This window comes from Candidatus Poriferisocius sp. (assembly GCF_965219775.1).
GTDB lineage: Bacteria > Actinomycetota > Acidimicrobiia > Acidimicrobiales > Bin134 > Poriferisocius.
The window spans coordinates 1,969,407-1,990,294 of record NZ_OZ244793.1 but is presented as its reverse complement, the minus strand read 5'-3'; the positions used below and the strand labels follow the sequence as shown (position 1 = coordinate 1,990,294).

General features: G+C 70.6%; 16 protein-coding genes. 8 read left to right on the top strand and 8 right to left on the bottom strand.

Going from position 1 to position 20,888, the window contains the following annotated elements; translation table 11 throughout:
- Positions 1-19: 19 nt before the first annotated feature.
- Positions 20-1,246 carry a sulfotransferase family protein gene (locus tag ACOQPQ_RS08870; protein ID WP_420639083.1) on the top strand — a complete coding sequence of 409 codons (1,227 nt, stop codon included), beginning with the start codon at positions 20-22 and terminating at the stop codon, positions 1,244-1,246.
- Positions 1,247-1,284: 38 nt separating this feature from the next.
- Here ACOQPQ_RS08870 and ACOQPQ_RS08865 read toward each other — a convergent pair whose 3' ends face one another.
- On the bottom strand, positions 1,285-2,259 hold the full coding sequence (locus ACOQPQ_RS08865; protein WP_420639082.1) for an LLM class flavin-dependent oxidoreductase: 975 nt from the start codon (positions 2,257-2,259) through the stop codon (positions 1,285-1,287).
- A 69-nt stretch (positions 2,260-2,328) separates the two neighbouring features.
- Complete coding sequence (locus ACOQPQ_RS08860; protein ID WP_420639081.1) at positions 2,329-3,441, bottom strand: LLM class flavin-dependent oxidoreductase; 1,113 nt, start codon at positions 3,439-3,441, stop codon at positions 2,329-2,331.
- 94 nt (positions 3,442-3,535) lie between these two features.
- Here ACOQPQ_RS08860 and ACOQPQ_RS08855 point away from each other — a divergent pair, with 94 nt between their 5' ends.
- Positions 3,536-4,468: an alpha/beta hydrolase gene (locus ACOQPQ_RS08855; protein ID WP_420639080.1), complete on the top strand. Its 933-nt coding sequence runs from the start codon at positions 3,536-3,538 to the stop codon at positions 4,466-4,468.
- A gap of 38 nt (positions 4,469-4,506) precedes the next feature.
- Here ACOQPQ_RS08855 and ACOQPQ_RS08850 read toward each other — a convergent pair whose 3' ends face one another.
- The 4 genes from ACOQPQ_RS08850 to ACOQPQ_RS08835 all read right to left on the bottom strand — a co-directional run bounded on the left by ACOQPQ_RS08850 (position 4,507) and on the right by ACOQPQ_RS08835 (position 9,653).
- Positions 4,507-5,856: an ATP-binding protein gene (locus tag ACOQPQ_RS08850; protein WP_420639079.1), complete on the bottom strand. Its 1,350-nt coding sequence runs from the start codon at positions 5,854-5,856 to the stop codon at positions 4,507-4,509.
- A gap of 139 nt (positions 5,857-5,995) precedes the next feature.
- Positions 5,996-8,296: a xanthine dehydrogenase subunit D gene (gene pucD / locus ACOQPQ_RS08845; RefSeq protein ID WP_420639078.1), complete on the bottom strand. Its 2,301-nt coding sequence runs from the start codon at positions 8,294-8,296 to the stop codon at positions 5,996-5,998.
- Complete coding sequence (locus ACOQPQ_RS08840; protein ID WP_420639077.1) at positions 8,293-8,775, bottom strand: (2Fe-2S)-binding protein; 483 nt, start codon at positions 8,773-8,775, stop codon at positions 8,293-8,295. Before ACOQPQ_RS08840 ends, pucD begins: the two co-directional genes overlap by 4 nt.
- On the bottom strand, positions 8,775-9,653 hold the full coding sequence (locus tag ACOQPQ_RS08835) for an FAD binding domain-containing protein (protein WP_420639076.1): 879 nt from the start codon (positions 9,651-9,653) through the stop codon (positions 8,775-8,777). Before ACOQPQ_RS08835 ends, ACOQPQ_RS08840 begins: the two co-directional genes overlap by 1 nt.
- A gap of 60 nt (positions 9,654-9,713) precedes the next feature.
- Between ACOQPQ_RS08835 and ACOQPQ_RS08830 the strand changes: the two genes are divergently transcribed.
- From ACOQPQ_RS08830 to ACOQPQ_RS08805, 6 genes are all read left to right on the top strand, one after another.
- Positions 9,714-10,991, top strand: coding sequence for a Zn-dependent hydrolase (locus ACOQPQ_RS08830; protein ID WP_420639075.1), 1,278 nt, complete (start codon positions 9,714-9,716; stop codon positions 10,989-10,991).
- 65 nt (positions 10,992-11,056) lie between these two features.
- Entirely contained in the window at positions 11,057-12,082 is a 1,026-nt protein-coding gene (locus ACOQPQ_RS08825; RefSeq protein ID WP_420639074.1) for an N-carbamoyl-D-amino-acid hydrolase, read from the top strand.
- Positions 12,079-14,634, top strand: coding sequence for a molybdopterin cofactor-binding domain-containing protein (locus ACOQPQ_RS08820; protein WP_420639073.1), 2,556 nt, complete (start codon positions 12,079-12,081; stop codon positions 14,632-14,634). The genes ACOQPQ_RS08825 and ACOQPQ_RS08820 overlap by 4 nt, the downstream gene beginning before the upstream one ends.
- A 42-nt stretch (positions 14,635-14,676) precedes the next feature.
- A complete protein-coding gene (locus ACOQPQ_RS08815; protein ID WP_420639072.1) occupies positions 14,677-15,729 on the top strand; it encodes an amidohydrolase family protein in 1,053 nt (350 codons plus the stop codon).
- Positions 15,726-16,730: an LLM class flavin-dependent oxidoreductase gene (locus ACOQPQ_RS08810; protein ID WP_420639071.1), complete on the top strand. Its 1,005-nt coding sequence runs from the start codon at positions 15,726-15,728 to the stop codon at positions 16,728-16,730. The genes ACOQPQ_RS08815 and ACOQPQ_RS08810 overlap by 4 nt, the downstream gene beginning before the upstream one ends.
- A 29-nt stretch (positions 16,731-16,759) precedes the next feature.
- The gene (locus tag ACOQPQ_RS08805; RefSeq protein WP_420639070.1) at positions 16,760-18,223 is read left to right on the top strand and encodes an acyl-CoA carboxylase subunit beta; all 1,464 of its coding nucleotides are present in this window, start codon (positions 16,760-16,762) and stop codon (positions 18,221-18,223) included.
- Between the two features lie 63 nt (positions 18,224-18,286).
- Here the strand turns inward: ACOQPQ_RS08805 and ACOQPQ_RS08800 are convergent, their stop codons facing one another.
- Positions 18,287-19,606 carry an 8-oxoguanine deaminase gene (locus tag ACOQPQ_RS08800; protein ID WP_420639069.1) on the bottom strand — a complete coding sequence of 440 codons (1,320 nt, stop codon included), beginning with the start codon at positions 19,604-19,606 and terminating at the stop codon, positions 18,287-18,289.
- Positions 19,603-20,847 (bottom strand): PLP-dependent lyase/thiolase, encoded by a 1,245-nt coding sequence (locus ACOQPQ_RS08795; protein WP_420639068.1) that lies wholly within the window; start codon positions 20,845-20,847, stop codon positions 19,603-19,605. Before ACOQPQ_RS08795 ends, ACOQPQ_RS08800 begins: the two co-directional genes overlap by 4 nt.
- Positions 20,848-20,888 lie beyond the last annotated feature (41 nt).

The following is a 20,888-nucleotide window of genomic DNA, read 5'->3' as shown; positions in this document are numbered from 1 at the left end:
GGCCAGCGAGCGGGCGTCCATGCCCGCTTCGTTGCGGGCGTTCAACCTCGCGGGTCGGGCCGCCCGACGGGTTCGCCCGGCCTCGACCCGCCTCGACGCCGACGCGCTGGTGGCCAAGGCCCAGAGCAGCACGAACCTGGACGACTTCGGCGGGGATGGCTTCCGGGAGGGCCTCGACCGTTTGGTCGAATCCCTCAACGCCGAAGCCAAGCTGAGCGCGCTGGGACTCGTGGCCATGCGGGCCTTCCTGGGCGCCACCTTGGGGATGCGCCTGCGGGTGGTGGACTGGGCCAAGGGCCACCCCGAGGTGCGACAGGAGCAGATCACCGCCCCGCTCATGGTCTGCGGCATGCCCCGAACCGGCACCACCCTGCTGAGCAACCTGCTCGAACTCGATCCGCAGCACCGATCGGTGTTGTCGTGGGAGGCGACCACGGTGGCCCCGCCGCCCACCCTTTCGAATCGCCGGGAGGACCCTCGCATTGCCGCCGCCGTGCAGGGCACCGGTCGCATGGGCAAGCTGGCCCCCAAGGTGCAGGCCATGCATCCGATGGCGGCCACCCTGCCCACCGAGTGCGTGACGCTGTTGGGCGGGGAGTTCAAGTCGCTCCACTTCGAGACCCTGGGCCGGTGCGACGCCTACGGCGCCTGGTTCGAGCACTGCGACATGACCCCGGCCTACGAGTTCCACCGCCTGTGCCTGCAGGTGCTCCAGTCGACCATCCCGGTGGCCCGTTGGGCCTTGAAGACGCCCGCCCACCTGTGGCATCTCGACGCCCTGTACACGGTGTATCCCGACGCCCGGATGGTGTGGATCCATCGGGATCCGCTGCGGGTGGTGGGGTCGGTGGCCAGCCTCAACACCACGCTGCACGCCACCTACACCGAGACGGTGGACTCCGCCGGGTTGGCCCGGGTGTGGCGGGACAAATGCCACCACGCCGTCACCGTGGGGAGTGAGGCCCGGGATCGCCGGGGCGACGACGACACCGTCTTCGACCTTCAGTACGCCGACCTGATGGAAGACCCGGTGGGGTCGGTGGCCGGCATCTACCGGCACTTCGGCCTGGAGCTGGGCGAGCTGGCCCGGCGCCGCATGGAGGCGTGGATGACGGAGAACCCCCAGGACCGCTACGGCCGCCATCGTTACACGCTGGATCAGTTCGGCCTGCAGCCCGACGAGGTCCGGGAGCAGTTCGGCCCCTACGTCGACCGCTACCAGGTGCCCCCCGAAGGGTTCGACTGAGAGAGCCACCGGGCGGGCGCCCCCTCCGCCTGCTCAACCTAGAGGTGGGGGAGCACCTCGGTCTCGAAGGTGCGGAGGTTGTCCCAGGCCACCTCGGGGTCGAGGCCGCCCATGAGCGGGTGGAACATCACCGCTTCCATCTCGCCCATGGCCTGGATCATCTCGATGGCCTCGGCCGGGGAGATGAGGCTGTGCAACCCCATGGCCCGGAGCTGGTCGGCGTCGTCCACCGGCTCGTACCCGGTGGCCGCCCCCGACTCGGCCGCCCAGCGACCGTAGGCGTTCATCTCGTGCAGGGCGTGGGGAGCCACCTTGGCCCAGGTGGCGTCGGGGTCGTGGGTGATGTGCAGGTAGCCCACACCGCCGGTGGTGGCCGGGCCGGGGTCGGGGCGGCCCAGGCGAATGACCTCCTCGCGGTAGTGGTCCCAGAACTCCGGCATGGTGGGCATGAACCAGTCGGCGATGCGGGCCGCTCGCCGAGCGGCCTTCTCGCCGCTCCCCCCCAGCCAGATGGCCGGGCGAGGATCCTGGTAGGGGGTGGGGGTCACCCGCACGGTGCGGCCCCGGAACTCGAACGGCTCGCCGGTCCAGGCCGCCTTGAGGGTCTCCACCATCTCCACCGTCAGAGCCACCCGCTCGCCGGAGGAGTGCCCGAACATGGCGAACTCCGAGGGCACGTAGCCGCCCGCCACGATCACGCTGATGCGCCCCTTGCTGATCCGATCCAGCACGGCCAGGTCCTCGGCAATCCGCAACGGGTCGTGCATGGGGGCGATCAACGCGGCCAACATGATGTGAATGCGCTCGGTGCGGGCAGCCATGGCCGAGGCCATCGCCACCAGCGACGGCAGGTAGCCGTCGTCGGAGCCGTGGTGCTCCGAGAGGGTGACCGACGTGAATCCCAGATCCTCGGCCCACACCACTTGCTCGATGGCCGCCTCGTACAGCTCCTCCAGCGGCACCGGGCAGATGTCCGGGCATCGGAAGTCGTAGCGGATGTTCAACAGGGCCATGGCCAATCCTCAGCTTTCTCTTCGTTACAACCGTCGGTTCCCGAACGAGTCGGACACGCCACGAGAGCCTCAGTCGTTCTTGAACTCCGGGATCACGTACTTGCCCATGAGTTCGATGGAGGTCATCACATCCTCGTGGGCCATCTTGTAGGGGTTGAGCAGGCAGAACAAGAGGTCGCAACCCACGGCCTCGTACCGCTTGGCCACCTCGATGCACCGGTCGGGGTCGCCCACCACCGCGGCGCCCGAGTCCCAGATGTAGTCCATGGTGAGCTGGCCCATGAGGCCCTCGTCCCGGCTCTTGGCCGCGTCACCGGTGTACTGGTAGGAGCCCAGCTCGGCCACCTCCAGGTCGGCCAGGTAATCGGCCACCGAGGCGATGAGCCCACCGCCGTACTTGGGATACCACACGAACGACTCCTCGGAGGCGGCCCGGGCCTTCTCGTTGGACTCGTTGCAGTGCACCATGGTGAAGGTGGCGGCCCGCTCGTTGCGGAACAGCCCCACCGGCTGGTCGCAATCGGCCTGGCCCTTGCGGTAAGTCTCGATGCGCTCGGCCAAGTCCTCGGGCGGGGAGCCCACGGTGAACGAGCACAGCCCGATGCCCCGCTTGCCGATCTCGTAGTGGCCGGGCACCGAGCTGGTGGCCCCCCAGATGGGCGGATGGGGGTCCTGGCGGGGCTTGGGCAGCACCCGGCGCTTGGGCATCGACCAGTACTCCCCCTCGAACTCGTACTCGTCGTTGGTCCAGCAGCCCACGATGTGGCGCAGGGCCTCGTCCCACTGGGCTCGGGTCTCGTTGGGGTGGATGTTGAAACCTTCCAGCTCGGCCCGGGTGGACGAGCGGCCGGTGCCGAACTCCACCCGTCCGTTGCTGATCAGATCGAGTACCGCCACCGACTCGGCGGTCCGCACCGGATGGTTGTAGGGCTTGGGCAGGAGCCGGACGCCGTACCCGATGCGCAGCTTCTCGGTCTTGGCCGCGATGTGGCCGTACAGCACCTCGGGGTTGGAGCAGTGGGAGTACTCCTCCAGGAAGTGATGCTCCACCGTCCAGAACGAGTGGAAGCCCATCTTGTCGCCCAGCACGGCCTGTTCGATGGTGTGCTGGTAGGCGTCGTATTCGCTGTCTCGTGTCCAGGGCCGGGCCACCGGGATCTCGTAGAACATGGCGAACTCCATGGGGGCCTCCTTGCGGCATCATCGGGCGACGGCACGATGGATGGTATAGGGGTCGTGACGGGGCTGCGCATTCCGCTGAGATAGGGTGCGGCCCATGACACTGAATCCGGCGGCCCGAGCCGTCATCGACATGATGGAAGAGAGCGGGGCGAGCTTCGAAGGGGTCGCTTCGTTGACCGCCGAAGAGGTGCGCGACCGATTCGCAGGTCGCGAGTTGCCGGTGGAGGAGGTGGCCCGCACCGAGGACCGGGTGATTCCCGGCCCCGACGGCACCGATCTGCCGATCAGGATCTACTGGCCCGAGGTCACCGATCAGCCGTTGCCGGTGGTGGTGTTCTTCCACGGCGGGGGCTGGGTGATCGGCGGCATCGACAGCCACGACGGCCAGGTGCGGGAGATGGTGAACCGCTCCGGGGCGGTGTACGTGTCGGTGGAGTACCGGCTGGCCCCCGAGGCCCGCTTCCCGGCCGCCCCCGAGGACTGTTACGCCGCCACGCAGTGGGTGGCGGCCAACGCCGCTGCCATCGGGGCCGACGCCGACCGGCTGGGGGTGGGCGGCGACAGCGCGGGGGGCAACCTGGCCGCGGTGGTGGCCCAGATGGCCCGTGAGCGGGGTGGGCCGGCCATCGCCCACCAACTGCTCATCTACCCCTGTTGCGACATGGACACCGGGGCGTGGCCGTCGCACACCGACAACGGCGACGACTACTTCTTGACCCGGGAGTCGATGGAGTGGTTCTACAACCAGTACACCGACCCTGCCGATCGCACCCACCCGCACGCCTCCCCCATCAAGGCCGACGATCTGGCCGGGCTGCCCCCGGCGTGCGTGATCACCGCCGAGTACGACCCGCTGCGCGACGAGGGGGAGGCCTACGGACGGCGGCTTCAGGAGGCGGGCGTGGCCTGTGAGATCCACCGATACGACGGCATGTTCCACGGCTTCTTCGGCATGACCCTGGCCCTGCCCGACGCCGTTGAGGCCCAGAACACTGCGGCGGCCGCCGTACGAGCCGGCCTGAGCTGACCCCCGCCCCTGCCGCCCCTCAGCCCCACCCCGCAGGCTCAGGGACCCAGAGCGGTGATGGGCAGGACCGTGGTGCCGTCGGGACGGTCAAATGCATAGCCCGTGGCCGTGATGATGAGCAGCTTCGACGGCTCTCCCACACGATCGGTGTTGACCTTGTTGCGCAGCTTCAACAGCGACCGAGCTGCCTCGTCAATCCCTCTTTGTCCTCCCAACTTGATCTCAGCACCGATCCATCGCCCATCTCGGGCTTGAACGATCGCATCAACCTCCAGATTGTCGTCGTCCCGGTAGTGGAAGATCTCGGCATCACTTTGCTGACCGTAGATCCTCAGATCGCGCACCACGAGCGACTCGAAGAAGAATCCGAAGGCTGGGAGGTCGGCGAGCAGCCGCTCGGGACTGGCGCCGATGGCCGTCACGGCCAGCGACGGATCGACGAAGTGGCGCTTCGGTGTGGAGCGCAACGTGGCCCGTGACCTGAGGTGGGTCGACCAGTGGGGGACGTCCTCAACGACGAACAGCCGCTCCAGCGATCTGATGTATTCGGTGGCCGTCGTGCGGTGCAATCCTCGGTCTCCGGCCGCCTCTGAAGCCAGCCTGGAGTAGGAGGCCATCGTGGCGATGTTGCGGCCGATGGCCGCCAGCAATCGCTGCACCCCGGCAGGATCGCGAGTGACCCCGTCTACCGCGCTGATGTCCGTGCGGCACAGTTCTCCCAGGTAGTTTCGCAGGAAGAGCTGGGAGGCTCTGAAGGATTGGTCCAAGAGTCGGGGCCAACCCCCTCGGCAGGTTGCCTCGATGATGTCCTGGACAGTGGCCGGCGGTTGTTGGGCGGCCACCTTGTCCCCGGCGAGCAGCCCGCGCAGCGAGATCTCTCCCGTGGATTCCCCGACCTCAAACAGGGACATCGGTCGCAGGCGGACTCTGGCGATGCGCCCGGCACCGGAATGCCTGGTGATGTCATCGGGTGGCGTGGCCGATCCGGTGAGAATGAACCGGCCATTGCCGTGCCCTTGGTCACTGGCGTGGCGCACTTGATTCCACAGCTCCCCGGCCAGTTGCCATTCATCCAGTAGGCGGGGCTCCTCGCCTTCCAGGATGAGCCCAGGGGCGATGGCCACCGATTCTCGGGCACTGACATCTTGATCGAGCAGCACTTCGCTTCGGGCGAAATTACGTCCGGTCCAGGTCTTGCCGCACCCCTTTGGTCCCTCGATGACGATGGCCGGCATCGCGGCCAGGGCGTCCGACACGGCGGCATCGGCGACGCGGGGCCGGTATCCGGTTGGAGTGAGCGTCGGCGCCACCTCGGCTTTTGGCGGGTCAGCCATGGTGTGCAGCTTAGCGTAGAGCTGTTGGCAACCGACAGTTTGTGGGGTTTGCAACCGACAAGTTATGTCCTATTCGACCGACAGGTTAGGGATCTTGCAACCGACAGTTTGTGGGTGTTGCGACCGACGGGATGCTGATGCCGGGGACGATGGGGAAGTGCGAGGTGGGGCGGGACTGGCCCACCCCGCAGGCTCAGGGGAGGGCGATGTCGGCGGGTCGGATGGGGATGCGGGGGAGATCGAGGCCGGTGGCGGCCCGGACGGCGGCGGCCACCGCGGCCGACGAGGAGATGGTGGGGGGCTCGCCGATGCCCTTGGCCCCGTAGGGGGCGCCGGGCTCGGGCTCCTCCACGAAGGCGGCGATGGTCACCGGCGGCATGTCCAGGGTGGTGGGGATCACGTAGTCGGTGAACGAGGCGTTGCGCACCAAGCCGTCGTCCAGCACGATCTCCTCCATCAGGGCCAGGCCCACCCCTTGGGCGATGCCGCCCTCGATCTGGCCCACCGCCTGGGTGGGGTTGAGGATGCGGCCCACGTCCTGGGAGGTGGTGATGTCCCGCACCCGCACCAGGCCCAGCTCGGGGTCCACGTCCACCGTCACCCGGTGGGCGGCACAGGCGAACGACACGTGGGCGTTGCCCTGGCCGTTCTCGTCCAGGGGCTCGGTGGGGGCGTGGTGGTACTCCACGTCGGCCTCGTAACCGGCGCCGGCGGTGACCTCGCCCAGCGACGCCTCCCGTTGGCCGTCCAGCGACTGGACGTGGCCGTCCCGCAGCACCACCCCGTCGACGGCCACCCCCCAGTCGGCGGCCACCGCGGCCAGAATCTGGTCGCGCACCTCTCGGCAGGCGGCCTGCACCGCGCCCCCCGACATCCACGTCTGACGGCTGGCCGAGGTGGAACCGGCCGAGCCGATGGTGGCGGTCTGGGCCGGCGTCAGGATCACCTCGTCCACCCCCAGTTCGGTGCGGGCGATCTGCTGGGCCAGGGTCACGAATCCTTGGCCCACCTCGGCGCAGGCGCAGGTGATGGTGGCCACCCCGTCGGACACCCGGCAGGCAGCCGCCGAGTAGTCGTCGAACCCTTCAGAGAACATGAGGTTCTTGAACCCCACGGCAAAGCCCGTCCCCCGTCGGGTGTCGGCCGCGTCGGTGGTGCGGCCCGAGCCGCCGGGCAGGTTCCGCCGGTCGTCGGTGGGGGGGAACTCGGCGGCCGGGGCACCCGCGCACTGGCGGATGACCTCGGCGACCGGGAACGTGCCGGTGATGACCTGCCCGGTGATCAGCCGGTCCCCCGGCCCCAGGGCGTTGCGCAGTCGCAGCTCAATCGGGTCCATGTCCAAGGCGGCGGCCAGCTTGTCCATCTGCGACTCGTGGCCGAAGCAGGTCTGCACCGCGCCGAAGCCCCGCATGGCCCCGCACGGCGGGTTGTTGGTGCGCACGGCCAGCCCCACCACGTGGGCGGCGGGCACCCTGTAGGGGCCGGCGGCGAAGGCCGAGGCGTTGGCGATCACCGCGCTCGATGAAGAGACGTAGGCCCCGCCGTCGAGCACCACCCGGGCCTCCACCTTCACCAACCGTCCTTGACGGTCGGCGTGGTGGCGGTACCACATCTTGGCCGGATGGCGGTGGACGTGGCCGAGGAACGACTCGTCACGGCTGTAGACCATCTTCACCGGCTTGCCGGTGTGCATGGCCAACAGGCACAGATGCACCTGCAGCGACAGGTCCTCCCGGGCGCCGAAGGCCCCGCCCACCCCGGCCAGGGTGATGCGCACCTGCTCCTCGTCCACCCCCAGGCAGCTTGCGATCTGGCTGCGGTCCACGTGCAGCCACTGGGTGGACACGAACAGCTCCACCCCGCCGTCGTCGTCGGGCAGGGCCATGCCCGACTCCGGGCCCATGAAGGCCTGGTCCTGCATGCCCACCTCGTAGGTGCCCTCCACCGTCACCTCGCCGGCGCGGTCGAGGTCGCCGTGGCGGATGATCAACTCCCGGATGACGTTGCCGTCGGGGTGGATGGGATCAGCGGTGGCGGCGGCTTCGGGATCGGTCAGCGGGACGGTCACCTCGTAGTCCACCCGGATGGCCTCGGCGGCCCGGCGGGCGATGTCGGGGTGGTCGGCGGCCACCAGGGCTACCGGCTCGCCCACGTAGCGGACCTGATCGCCGGCCAGCACCGGTTGGTCGGGGTGCTCCAACCCGAATGTGCGACTGCCGGGCACGTCGTCGGCCAGCAGCACCGCGTGGACCCCGGCCATGGCCACCGCCGGGCCGATGTCGACGCCGCCGATGCGGGCCGAGGCGTGAGGGGACCGCAGGGTGTGGCCCCAAAGGAAGTCGTCGGCCCACAAATCGGAGGAAAAGGCGAACCGACCCTGCACCTTGGGCACACCGTCGGGTCGGGTCACGTCGGCCCCCACCCCCAGGGCGTCGGCCTCGGTGCCGGTGCGGGTATCGGCGCCGACCACGGAATTGACCGCGGCGGTGGTCATGGCCCGGCCCGTTGCGTGGCCGCAGCCGAGTGGACGGCGGCCAGAATCCGACCGTACCCGGTGCAGCGGCACAGGTTGCCCGACAGCGATTCCCGCACGTCCTCGTCGCTGGGATCGGGATTGGCCTCCAGCAGATCGTGGACGGCCACGATCAGGCCGGGGGTGCAAAAGCCGCACTGCACCGCCCCCTCGTCCACGAAGGCCTGCTGCACCGTGGACAAATCGTCCTCCCCGTCGTGCAGGCCCTCCACGGTGGTGATCTCCTGCCCGGCGGCGGTGGCGGCCAACACCAGACACGAACAGGTGAGCACCCCGTCCACCAGCACCGCGCACGAGCCGCACTCGCCCTCGGTACAGGCGTTCTTGGTGCCGGTCAGTCCCAACCGCTCTCGCAGCACGAACAGCAGGCTCTCGCCCAGATCGGCGTCGGTCACCTCCCGGTCGGTGCCGTTGACCCGTAGCGAATAAGGCTCAAGCATCAGGAAACCTCGGTGTCGGTGTCGGGCGAAGATCCGTTGAAGGCCCGCCGCAGGGCCCGGCCGGCCAGCACCCCCACCGCATGGCGCCGGTAGGCGGCGGAGGCCCGATGATCGTCGATCGGGGCCGAAGCGGCCGCCACCCGCCGGCCGAACTCATCGGCCACCGCCGGGTCGAGCGGGGTGTCACCGTCCCAATCGATACGGTCCGCCGCCCACCGTTCGGCGTCGTTGGTTCGGGGAATCCCCGGAGCCACCGCGCCGAGCGCGCAGCGCACGCTCCGGGCGTCGTGGTCGGCCACCAGGGCCACGCTGGCGATGGAGATGACCATGGCGTTGCGAGGGCCGATCTTCAGGAACTCCTGTCGGCCCGGGGGGCGATCCAACTCGGCTCGCACGATCAACTCCCCCGGCCGCAGCGACGTCTGCTTCACCCCGACCATCAACTCGTCGAGCCCGAGCCGCCGCTCCCCGCCGGGGCCGGCCACCACGATGCGGGCGTTGAGCGCGGCCAATACCGGGAGGGTGTCACCCGCCGGAGAGGCCGTGGCCAGGTTGCCCCCCAAGGTGCCCGCGTTGCGGATGGGGGGCGAGCCCACGGTGCGGGCCGCTTGGGCCAAGGCCGGGGCGGCGTCGGCCAGGGGACCGGTCATCATCTCGGTGTAGGTCACGCCGCTGCCCACGATGACCCGGTCGGCGGCGGTGCTCCATTGGCCCAGTTCGGGCACCTGGGCCACCCCCACCACGTGTCGGGGTCGGCGCCATCCCCGGTTGATCTCCACCATGAGGTCGGTGCCTCCGGCCAGCACGGTGGCCTCCGGTCGGTCGGCCAGCGCACTGCGGGCTTCGTCCAGGCTCCGGGCCACAATCACGTCGCTCACAATGTTCCCCTGCGTCTCCCCTTCCAAAACACCCTGTAACTCTGGCAAAATAATGACACTGTGGCTACTGGAATCAGCGTTGATGGTCAGGGCCTGAGCGACCGACTGGCCGCTTTGGCGTCCATTGGGGCCATTGAGGGTACCGACGGCGCCTGCCGATTGGCCCTGACCGACGAGGACCGGGCCGGTCGCGACCTGGTGGTCACCTGGATGCAGGACCTCGGGATGGACGTCATCATCGACGGCATCGGCAACGTGGTGGGCACCATGGCCGGGGCCGAACCGGGGCCGCCGGTGATGTGCGGCAGCCACATCGACACCGTGCGCACCGGCGGACGCTACGACGGCAACCTGGGCGTGCTGGCCGGCCTGCAGGTGGTGGAAGCGGTACAGAAGGCCGGCCTGGTCACCCGGCGCCCCCTGGCGGTGGGGTTCTTCACCGATGAGGAGGGATCCCGGTTCCCGCCCGACATGCTGGGCAGCCTGGTCTACACCGGCGAGATGGCCCTGGAGGAGGCCCTCGACATCGTGGGCAACGACGGGGCCGTGGTGGGCGAGGAACTGGACCGCATCGGCTACCGGGGCCCCGCCCCGTGCCCGTCGCCCCCGCCCCATTCCTTCGTGGAACTGCACATCGAGCAGGGCCCGATCCTCGACACCGAGGACGTGGTGATCGGCGTGGTCACCGGCGTGCAGGGCATAAGCTGGACGGAGATCACCGTGGCCGGCCAGTCCAACCACGCGGGCACCACCCCGATGCACATGCGCCACGACGCCGGATGGGCGGCCACCCGCGTCGCCGTGTTCGTCCACGAGCTGGCCGAGGAGTTCGGCCCCCCGCAGGTGGCCACCGTGGGCCGGGTGGAACTCCACCCCAACCTGGTGAACGTGGTGGCGTCCGACGCCGTGATGACCGTGGACATGCGCAACACCGACGACGCCCTGCTCACCGAGGCCGAGGACCGCCTGGCCGCCTTCCTGGAGGAGCTGGCTGCCGAGACCGGCACCGGCATCACCTCCCGGCGGCTGGCCCGGTTCGCCCCGGTGGAGTTCGACCCGGCGATGATCGACCGGGTGGAGCGGGTGGCCGCCGAGTTGGGCTACTCCCATCGGCGGCTCTGCTCGGGAGCGGGCCACGACGCCCAGATGTTCGCCCCGGTGTGCCCCACCTCCATGGTCTTCGTCCCCTCCTGGGAGGGCATCAGCCACAACCCCTTCGAGCACACCGACGCCGAGCACCTGGAAGCGGGGGCCAACGTGTTGCTCCGGGTCATGCTGGAGCTGGCCGAGGTGGTGGAAGCCCCGCAGCGGGAGCCGACCGCGGAGGTGTCGGCATGAGCGCCGAGCAACCGGGGCGGCACGAATCCGGCCTCCGGGATGGCGGACTCCCGTCCCTCCCGCCGATGCCCACCCCCCCCGAGGGCCGCACGCGCCTGTCCAGCAGGGTGCGGGAGATCACCGTGGGCGCCGCCCAGCTCGGCCCCATCGCCCGCCACGACACTCGGGCCGAGGTGGTGGAGCGGCTGATGGCCCTGCTGCAACAGGGCAGCGACCAGGGGTGCGACCTGGTGGTGTACCCCGAGCTGGCCCTCACCACCTTCTTCCCCCGGTGGTGGATCACCGACACCGACGAGCTGAACAGCTTCTACGAGACCGAGATGCCCTCACCCGAGGTCAAGCCCCTGTTCGACGAGGCGGCCCGCCTGGGGGTCGGCTTCTGTTTGGGCTACGCCGAGCTGACCCCCGACGGCCACCGCTACAACACCTACCTGCTGGTGGACGGCGACGGGGCCGAGGTGGCCAAGTTCCGCAAGGTCCACATCCCCGGCCACGAGGACCACGAGCCCGAGCGCCCGTTCCAACACCTGGAGCGGGCCTACTTCGAGCCCAGCCCGCAGACCTTCGGCACCTGGACCGCGTTCGGGGGGGAGATCGGGCTGGCCCTGTGCAACGACCGGCGCTGGTCGGAGACGTACCGGGTGATGGCGCTGGCCGACGTGGAGCTGATCCTGATCGGCTACAACACGCCCATCCACTATTTCCCCGATCCGTCCCAGGACGTGTTGGCCGGATTCCACAGCCGCCTGGTCATGCAGGCCGGGGCCTACCAGAACGGCACGTTCGTGGTGGGGGTGGCCAAGGGCGGGGTGGAGGAAGGGGTGGAGGGCCTGGCCGAGAGCTGCATCATCGCCCCGTCGGGCGAGGTGCTGGCCCAGGCAACCACCGACGGGGACGAGCTGGTGGTGGCCACCTGCAACCTGGACTGGTGCGCGGCCTACAAGAACACGCTCTACGACTTCAGCCGCTATCGCCGACCGGAAATGTACGCGGCCATTGCCGAGCCGATGGCGCAGCGCAAGAATCAAACAACCGCAGAGGCCGCGCCGACCAACGGCGAGACCTCTGGCCACCAAGGGGGCATGCCATGACCACGTTGACCGTCAACGGACAAGCGGTGACCATCCGGGGGGAGCACGAGCACTTGCTGGCCGCTCTGCGAGATGAACTGGGGATCATGTCGCCCAAGGACGGCTGCTCGCCCAGCGGCCAGTGCGGCTGCTGCGCGGTGCTGGTGGACGGCCGGGCCCGGGTGGCCTGCCAGACCTCGCTGGAGCGTTCGGAAGGCTCCGAGGTGGTGACCCTGGAAGGGGTTGCCGACGAGGAGCGGGCCCGCATGGCCGACGTGTTCGCCGCCTGCGGCGCCCTCCAGTGCGGTTTCTGCACCCCCGGCATTCTCATCCGCACCAAGTCGCTGGTGGACCGCAAGGGATCGGAGCTGACCCGCGAGGAGGCCTCCCGCCACCTGGGCGGCCATCTGTGTCGCTGCACCGGCTACACCAAGATCCTGGACGCGGTGGAAGCCCTGGCCAAGGGCGAGACCCCGCCCGCCGAGGTGCCCGGCGGGGTGGGCAGCCGGGGCATCAAGTACGAGGCCCGGGAGCTGGCCCTGGGCGACCGGCCCTACATCGACGACATCCGCCCCGAGGGCCTGTTGCACGGTGCCCTGCACCTGGCCGAGCACGCCCGGGCCGACGTGGTGGCCATCGACACCTCGGCGGCCGAGGCCATCGACGGCGTGGTGGCCGTGTTCACCGGGGCCGACGTGCCCGGCGAGCTGCGGGTGGGGATCATCCACCAGGACTGGCCGGTGTTCATCCCCGAGGGCGGCCGCACCTCCTACGTGGGCGACGTGCTGGCCATCGTGGTGGCCGAGGACCGGGCCACCGCCCGTCGGGCGGCCGAGGCCGTGCAGGTGACCTACAACGTCCACCCCCCCATCACCGACCCGGTGGCCGCGGTGACCAACGGGACCGAGGACGCCGTGTGGCAGCTCGACGGCAACGTGCTGTCCCGCTCGGTGTACGCCCGAGGAGACACCGACGCCGCCCTGGCCGCCAGCGCCCACACCGTCCACGAGGTGTTCCAGACCCAGCGCATCGAGCACGCCTTCTTGGAGCCGGAGTCCACCCTGGCCGTGCCCAACGGCAACGGCACCATGCACGTGTACTCCGGCGGCCAGGGGGTGTGGGACGACCGCGATCAGATCGCCTCGGTGCTGGCCGTCGATCCCCAGCAGATCACCGTGGAGTTGGTGAGCAACGGCGGGGCGTTCGGCGGCAAGGAGGACATGGCCAACCAGGCCCAGACGGCGTTGGCCGCCCATCTGTTGGGCCGGCCGGTGTCGTGTACCTTGTCGCGGGAGGAGTCGCTGCGGATGCACCCCAAGCGCCATCCCCTGCGCATCGAGGTGTGGGCCGGGTGCGACGCCGACGGCAAGCTCACCGCCCTGCGGGCCCGCATGGTCGGCGATTCCGGCCCCTACGCCTCGGTGGGCATGAAGGTGCTGGAGCGGGCCGCCGGGCACGCCAGCGGCCCCTACTCGGTGCCGAACATCGACGTGGAGGCGGTGGCCGCCCGCACCAACAACCCGGTGTGCGGCGCCTTCCGGGGCTTCGGGGCCAACCAGGCCCAGTTCGCCATGGAGGGGGTCATGGATCGCCTGGCCGAAGCGGTGGGCATCGACGGCTGGGAGATGCGGTCCCGCAACGCGGTGGTCCCCGGGGCCATCTGGGGACCGGGCCAGATCATGGACGGCGGCTCCCTGGGGGCCCAGGCCTGCCTGGAGGCCATCAAGCCCGCCTGGGACGAGGCCCGCGCCGCCGGAAAGTCGGTTGGCCTCGGGCTGGGGTTGAAGAACTCCGGGCTGGGCAACGGCTTCAAGGAGATCGCCCGGGCGGTGGTGCGCTTCGACGACGACTACCACCAGGGAGGCGGCGTGGAGGTGCGCCACTGCTGGACGGAGATGGGCCAGGGCATCCACACCGTGGCCCAGCAAGTGGTGGTCAGCGAGCTGGGCGTGAGCGCCGACCGGGTGCGGGTGGTGGTGGACACCACCCGGGAGTTGGGCGCGGGCCAGACCACCGGCAGCCGGGGCACCCTCATGGGCGCCGGGTCGGTGGCCGACGCCTGCCAGGCGGCGTTGGCCGACGGCTGCCAACCCGGCGTGGACTACTGCGGTGAGTACCGGGTGGACTGGACCAACAAGCTGTCCGACGGGGTGGAGAACCCCATCATCCACTCCACTTTCGGCTACGCCGCCCAAATGGTGGTGCTCGACGACGAGGGGGAGGTCGAACGGGTGGTGGCCGCCCACGACGTGGGCAAGGCGGTGAACCCGTTGCTGTGCGAGGGCCAGATCGAGGGCGCCGTCCACATGGGGCTCGGCTACGCCCTCACCGAGGACTTCCCGGCCGACGAGAACGGGTGGCCCACCAACATGACCCTCAAGTCGCTGGGCATCCTGCGGCCCAAGGACATGCCCCCGGTGGACGTCATCTTGGTGGAGGCCCCCCAGCCCGACGCCCCCTACGGCATCAAGGGTGTGGGCGAGATCGGCCTGGTGCCCACCGCCGGGGCGGTGGCCGCCGCCCTGCGGTCCCACAGCGGCACCTGGCACAACCGCCTGCCCATGGGGGTGTGAGCCGGTGACGGCGACCGACCCCAGTGGTCGTAACCGGCGGGCGTGACGGTGAGCGACGCCACCGACACCACGCCGGGGCTGGTGTGCGCCCACCACCACCTGTATTCCGCCCTGGCCCGGGGCATGCCCGCCCCGCCCCGGACCCCCACCGGATTCACCGACATCCTCGAGCTGGTGTGGTGGCGGCTGGACCGGGCGCTCGACCTCCACACCCTGGAGTGGTCGGCCAAGCTGGGGGCCCTGGAGGCCCTGGAGGCGGGCTGCACGGCCATCGTGGACCACCACGAGTCGCCCAACGCCATCGAGGGGTCGCTGACCGTGATCGCCGAGGCCTGCGCCGAGGTGGGGGTGCGGGTGAGCTGCGCCTACGGGGTGACCGATCGCCACGGACCCGACGGCGCCCGCCGGGGGCTGGCCGAGAACGAGCGGTACCTGCGGGCCGGCGGCCGGGGCATGGTGGGCATCCACGCCGCCTTCACCTGCAGCGACGACACCCTGGAGCAGGCCGCCGGGCTGGCCGCCGACCTCGGGGTGGGGGTCCACGTCCACGTGGCCGAGGGGGCGGTGGACGCCCCGGAGGCAGCCCGGTTGGTCCCCTACAGCACCGATGAATGGCTGCTCATCCACGGGGTCCACCTGTCGGACGACCACGGGCTGGCCGGCACCATCGTCCACAATCCCCGGTCCAACATGAACAACGCGGTGGGCTACGCCCGTCCCAGCCGATTCACCAACCCGGTGGCCCTGGGCACCGACGGCATCGGCGCCGACATGCTCGAGGAGTTCCGGGTGGCCTACGCCCGCCACCGGGAGGACGACGTCACCGTCGGGCCCGACCCGGCCTGGGGGTGGCTGGCCCAGGGCTGGGAGCTGTTTCCCGAGGCCCGGGCCGACGAGGTGCGCTGGTCGTACGATCCCGTCGACCCCTGGCGGCTGGCCTTCACCCCCGGGGTGCGGGCCCGCCAGGTGGTGGTCGACGGGGAGGCGCTGCTGGCCGACGGGGTGGCCACCCGGGTGGACCCCCACGAGATCCGGGCCAAGGCCGCCGAGGCCGCTACCCGCTTGTTCGCCGAATTGGAGGAGATCGAACCATGAGTTCCTATCCCGTAGCCCTGTACCTGCAGGACGCCCATTCCATGGCCGAGTCCACCGACTTCGTCCGTTACGCCGAACAGCGCGGGTTCCACGCCGTGTGGCAGGCCGACTCCCGCCTGGTGCGGGAGGCCACCGTGCCCATGGCCGCCTTCGCCGCCGGCACCGAGCGCATCAAGGTGGGCAGCGGCGTGCTCGACATGTGGACCCGCAACCCGGCCCGGCTGGCGGCCACCTTCTCCACTCTGGACGACCTGGCGCCGGGCCGCATCCTGTGCGGTCTCGGGGCGTGGTGGGATCCGCTGGCCGCCAAGGTGGGGGTGGACCGTCGCCGCCCGCTGCGGGCCATGCGCGAGGTGGTCACCGTGGTGCGGGCGCTGCTGAACGATGAGAACGTGACGTTCTCCGGCGACTACGTGCAGCTCGACGGCGTGGAGCTGGACTACGTGAACCAGCCCCGCCGAGCCAAGGACGTGCCCATCTACATCGGGGCCACCGGCATGAAAATGATGGAGCTCACCGGGGAGATCGCCGACGGGGTGGTGCTGAACTACCTGGTGTCGGCCGACTACAACCGCCGGGCCATGGACGCCCTGGCCGAGGGCGCGGCCCGAGCGGGCCGAACGGTGGACGACCTGGACCGCCCCCAGCTCGTGGTGTGCTCGCTGGCCGAGGACCGGGCCGAGGCCCTGGACGCCGCCCGCCTGCTGGTCACCCAGTACCTGGGCCAGCAGCCCCACATCATGGCCGCTTCCGGCGTGCCCGAGTCGCTGTTGGAGGAGGTCAACGCCCAGCTCACCTGGCCGGCCACCATGGAGGAGATCGAGGCCGCCTCCCACTCGGTGCCCGACGAGGTGGTGCAGATGCTGTGCGCGGCGGGCACCGCCGAGGAATGCCGGGAACAAGTGGACGAGTACGTGGCCAACGGGGCCACCTGTCCCATCCTCTACCCCCTGGGCCCCGACGTGCGGGCCATGATCGACGCCTTCGCCCCGGCGGGCTGAACTTCCCCGCAATTGGGTTCCGACAAGCCGTGAGCGACCATCGCGCGCAGTGGCAGCCCTGGCTGGAGGAGCTGGACCGGCGGCGGGAGGCGGGCGCGGCCATGGGCGGCCCCGAGCGGGTGCAGAAGTACATGCACTCGCGGGGCAAGCTGGACGCCCGCCAACGCATCGAGCGCCTGTTCGATCCGGGCACGTTCCGGGAGATCGGCCGGTTGGTGGGCACCATGGAGGACATCCCCGGCGACGGGTTCGTGTGCGGCTACGGCCGGATCGACGGGCGGATGACCCTGGCCGGGGCCGAGGACTTCACCGTGCTGGGCGGGTCCATCGGGGCGGGCAACACGGCCAAGCGGTACCGCATCGCCGAGTTGGCTGCCCAGGAGGGTGTGCCCCTGGTGACCATGCTGGAGGGGGCGGGGCATCGCCTGACCGACACCGGGGGCAGTCGGGCCCCCGGCGACCTGCAGGCCTACGCCGACCTCAGCGGGCAGGTGCCCATGGTGTGCATCGTGATGGGGGCCTCCGCGGGCCACGGGGCGCTGGCCGCCCCGCTCAGCGACTTCGTCATCATGACCTCCTACGCCTCCATGTTCACCGGCGGCCCGCCCCTGGTGAAGGCGGCCACCGGTGAGGACGTCACCAAAGAGGAGCTGGGCGGGGCCGACGTGTGTACCCGCATCGCGGGCTCGGCCCACAACGTGGCGCCCGACGACGAGACCGCCATCGACATGGCCCGCCACTACCTGGGGTACTTCCCGCTGCGGTCGGGCGACCCCTCGCCCTACTGGGATGGGTCCGACAATGGGCCGCGGCCGGTGCCCGAGCTGTTGGACGTGATCCCGCCCAACGACCGCCTGCCCTACGACATGCACCACGTGATCGAACTCATCTGCGACGCGGGCACGTTCTTCGAGATCCAGCCGGCTTACGGCCCGGCCATCATCGTAGGACTGGGGTGCTTCGGCGGCCGGCCGTGCGGGGTGGTGGCCAACAACCCGGCCCATCTGGCGGGCTCGGTGGACGCCGCCGCGGCCATCAAGGCCACCGATTTCCTGGAGATGATCGGCCACTACGACCACCCCGTGCTGTTTCTGGCCGACAATCCCGGTGTGATGGCGGGCACCAAGGCCGAACGCGAGGGCATCTTGAAGTGGGGGGGCAAGATGTACCGGGCCGAGCGCCGCCTGACCAACGCCAAAATCGAGATCACCATGCGCAAGGCGTTCGGGTTCGGGTCGGTGGTGATGGCCCAGAACCCCTTCGACCGCCAGACCCAGTCCTACGCCCTGCCCAGCGTGAACATGGCCGCCATGCCCGCCGAGGCCGGGGGCCGGTCGGCCAAGCTGGACGCCGAGACCCAGGCCGAGGTGGAACAACAGCAGCGGTCCGGCCCCTACCGCCTGGCCAACCGCCTCGGTTCCGACGACGTGATCGACCCCCGGGAGATGCGCAACACCATTCTGGACGCCCTCTCCCTGGCCGAGAACCGCTGACCGGACGCCGGGCGGGTCAGTGCCCGGCGGCTCGGTGCCCGGGCTCTTCGGCCTCGGGGGAGCTCAGTCCCAGAGGCGGCGGGCTCGGCGGGCGAGCCGGGCGTGGGCGTCGGCCAGGTCGCAGCCCAGGAGGCGTCCGTCGGCCACCACCGCCCGCCCACCCACGTAGAGGTGGCGGACCCGGCGGTCGGGACCGAGCACCAATCCGGCCAGGGGGTCCACCACATCGGCGATGTCGTCGCCGGGCCACACCGCCAGGTCGGCGGCCATCCCCGGTTCCAGCCCGCCCACCCGCTCGTCCACGCCCAGGCATCGGGCCCCACCGGAGGTGCCCAGGCGGAGGGCGTCGGCGGGCATGAAGGCGTCGGCGGCCGCGGCCCGGAGCCGGGCGGCATACAGCGACTGGCGCAGTTCGGGGAACAGCCCGCCCACCTCGTTGGACGCCACCCCGTCCACCCCGAGGCCCACCGGCGAACCGGCGGCCTCCAGGTCGGTCACCCGGCACACCCCGGCGGCCAGCCGGGCGTTGGACGACGGGCAGTGGGCCACCCCCACCCCGGCGGCCCCCAGCCGGGCCATCTCGTCGTCGTTGATCCAGATGCCGTGGGCCAACCACACGTCGTCGCCCACCCACCCCCAGGCGTCGAGTTGCTCCACCGGTCGGCGACCGAACCGTTCCAGGCAGTGCTCCTGCTCGTCGACGGTCTCGCACAGATGGGTGTGCAGGCGCAGGCCGTGGCGGCGGGCCAGGGCCACCGAGGCCTCCATCAGCTCCGAACTGACCGAGAACGGACTGCACGGCGCCACCACCACGTGGACCATCTCGCCGTCGTGATGGCGGGCGATCACCCGCTCGGTGGAGGCCATGATGGCGTCCAGGTCCTCCACCACGTGATCGGGGGGCAGGCCGCCCTGGGACTCGCCCAGGTCCATGGAGCCCCGGCTGAGGTGCAGGCGGATGCCCACGGTGGCCGCCGCCTCCACGATGGCGTCGAACACGGCGTCGTCGCCCCGGGGGACCAGGTAGTGGTGGTCGGCGGCGCTGGTGCAGCCGGTCACCGCCAGCTCCCCCAAGCCCACCAGGGCGGCCGCGGCCACGTCTTCCACCGTCAGCCGCCCCCACACCGGGTACAGCTCCACCAGCCAGCCGAACAGGTCGCAGCCCACCGCCCGGCCCCGGGTCATCCACTGGTAGAGGTGATGGTGGGTGTTGACCAGTCCGGGGGTGATGATGTCGCCGTCCACGTCCACGGTCACATCGCCGGGGCGGGCCTCCACCGTGCCCACCTCAGTGATCACCCCGTCGGCGATGGCCACGTCACCGGGCCAGCGCGCCCCCCGCAACACCACGCGGGGTTGGCCGTTCCCTGGACCGGTGTTCATCGTTCGACCCCGGTGAAGATCACCGCCGGGGTGGCGTCGGGCGGGGGATTGTCGTGGAGCAGCCCGGCCAGGCCGGCGGTGCCGGTGGGGCTGGCGGGGATGCCGGTTACCGAGGTGCCCAGCCGGTGCGCCACCACGACGAGTTCTTCGGGTACCACCAGCGGGGCGCCCCCGCTGTCGGCCATGGCCTCGACGATGGCCGCCCAGTCGTAGGTCTCGTCGTCCAGGATGCCCGATGCCGCCGAGGCGGGGGTGGGCGTCCACGGCCACATCACCGCCGACCGTTGCCGGCGGGCCTTCTTGAGACCACCCAGCGCTTCGGTGCCGGTCCACGCCCGCTCCAGCGGGGCGCACCCCTCGGCCTGGACGGCCATCAGCGCGGGACGGCGACCGGCGGCGGCCAGTCCCTGGGCCAGCGATGCGGCCAGGGCGCCCCCGCCCACCTGGATGTAGAGGCGGTCGATGTCGGGGGCCTGCTCGGCCAACTCGTAGCCCAGGGTGCGACCGCCGTCGAGGGTGTAGCCGTTGTCGGGTCCCTGGCAGCCGAACGGCACCGCCCCCGCCTGCACCGCCTCCTGGAAGCGCAGATAGGACGGATCGCCCGATTCGCCGTCGAGTCGGGGGCAGAACTCCACGGTGGCCTCCAGCTCCTTCAGGCGGGCCACCGCCCCCGCCTCGGCGTCCACCGGCACGAACACGGTGATCGGCCATTGCTGGGCGGCGGCCACCACCGCGGCGGCCACCGCGGCGTTGCCACACGAGGCGATGGCCAAAGTCGGCCGCCGGTCGGCGTCCCAGTGGCCGGCCCGCTCCCGCCCCAGCAGGTGCAGCATCAGCCCGAACGTGTGGCGGGCCTTGTGGGATCCGGCCACGTTGCCGGTCTCGTCCTTCACCGTGACGGGCCGTGGCCCCGCCGGTGACCCGTCCGGCCCGCCGCCCCCGAAGTCCACCACCGTGCAGGGGGTGCGGGTGAACCCGTGGCCGTCCACCCCGGCCACGGCGTCGTCCAGCCGCTGCGCCTGCTCGATGAACCAGCCGTCGGCGCCGTCGCCCCCGGCCACCACCCACGACCGAAGCATCCGGCGATAGCGCACGAACGGCTGCTCGAACCGCTCGTCCACCGACCACTCGGGCAAGGGCAGCACCAGCACGTGGTCGGCGCCGTCGCCCCGACGGGGGCAGGCCCAAGTGTCGCCGGGGACAACCGCCCCGCAGGAGCAAACCAAGCGGTGTTCGTTCACGGGCGTCTTCTCGGGTGGCCGGCCTGGGCGGCACTGCCGCC

Excerpts from the sequence above, each read along its gene's own strand:
- ACOQPQ_RS08870 (WP_420639083.1), top strand. The coding sequence starts at position 20 with ATGCCCGCTTCGTTGCGGGCGTTCAACCTCGCGGGTCGGGCCGCCCGA.
- ACOQPQ_RS08865 (WP_420639082.1), bottom strand. The coding sequence starts at position 2,259 with ATGGCCCTGTTGAACATCCGCTACGACTTCCGATGCCCGGACATCTGC.
- ACOQPQ_RS08860 (WP_420639081.1), bottom strand. The coding sequence starts at position 3,441 with ATGGAGTTCGCCATGTTCTACGAGATCCCGGTGGCCCGGCCCTGGACA.
- ACOQPQ_RS08855 (WP_420639080.1), top strand. The coding sequence starts at position 3,536 with ATGACACTGAATCCGGCGGCCCGAGCCGTCATCGACATGATGGAAGAG.
- pucD (WP_420639078.1), bottom strand. The coding sequence starts at position 8,296 with ATGACCACCGCCGCGGTCAATTCCGTGGTCGGCGCCGATACCCGCACC.
- ACOQPQ_RS08840 (WP_420639077.1), bottom strand. The coding sequence starts at position 8,775 with ATGCTTGAGCCTTATTCGCTACGGGTCAACGGCACCGACCGGGAGGTG.
- ACOQPQ_RS08825 (WP_420639074.1), top strand. The coding sequence starts at position 11,057 with ATGCCCACCCCCCCCGAGGGCCGCACGCGCCTGTCCAGCAGGGTGCGG.
- ACOQPQ_RS08820 (WP_420639073.1), top strand. The coding sequence starts at position 12,079 with ATGACCACGTTGACCGTCAACGGACAAGCGGTGACCATCCGGGGGGAG.
- ACOQPQ_RS08810 (WP_420639071.1), top strand. The coding sequence starts at position 15,726 with ATGAGTTCCTATCCCGTAGCCCTGTACCTGCAGGACGCCCATTCCATG.
- ACOQPQ_RS08800 (WP_420639069.1), bottom strand. The coding sequence starts at position 19,606 with ATGAACACCGGTCCAGGGAACGGCCAACCCCGCGTGGTGTTGCGGGGG.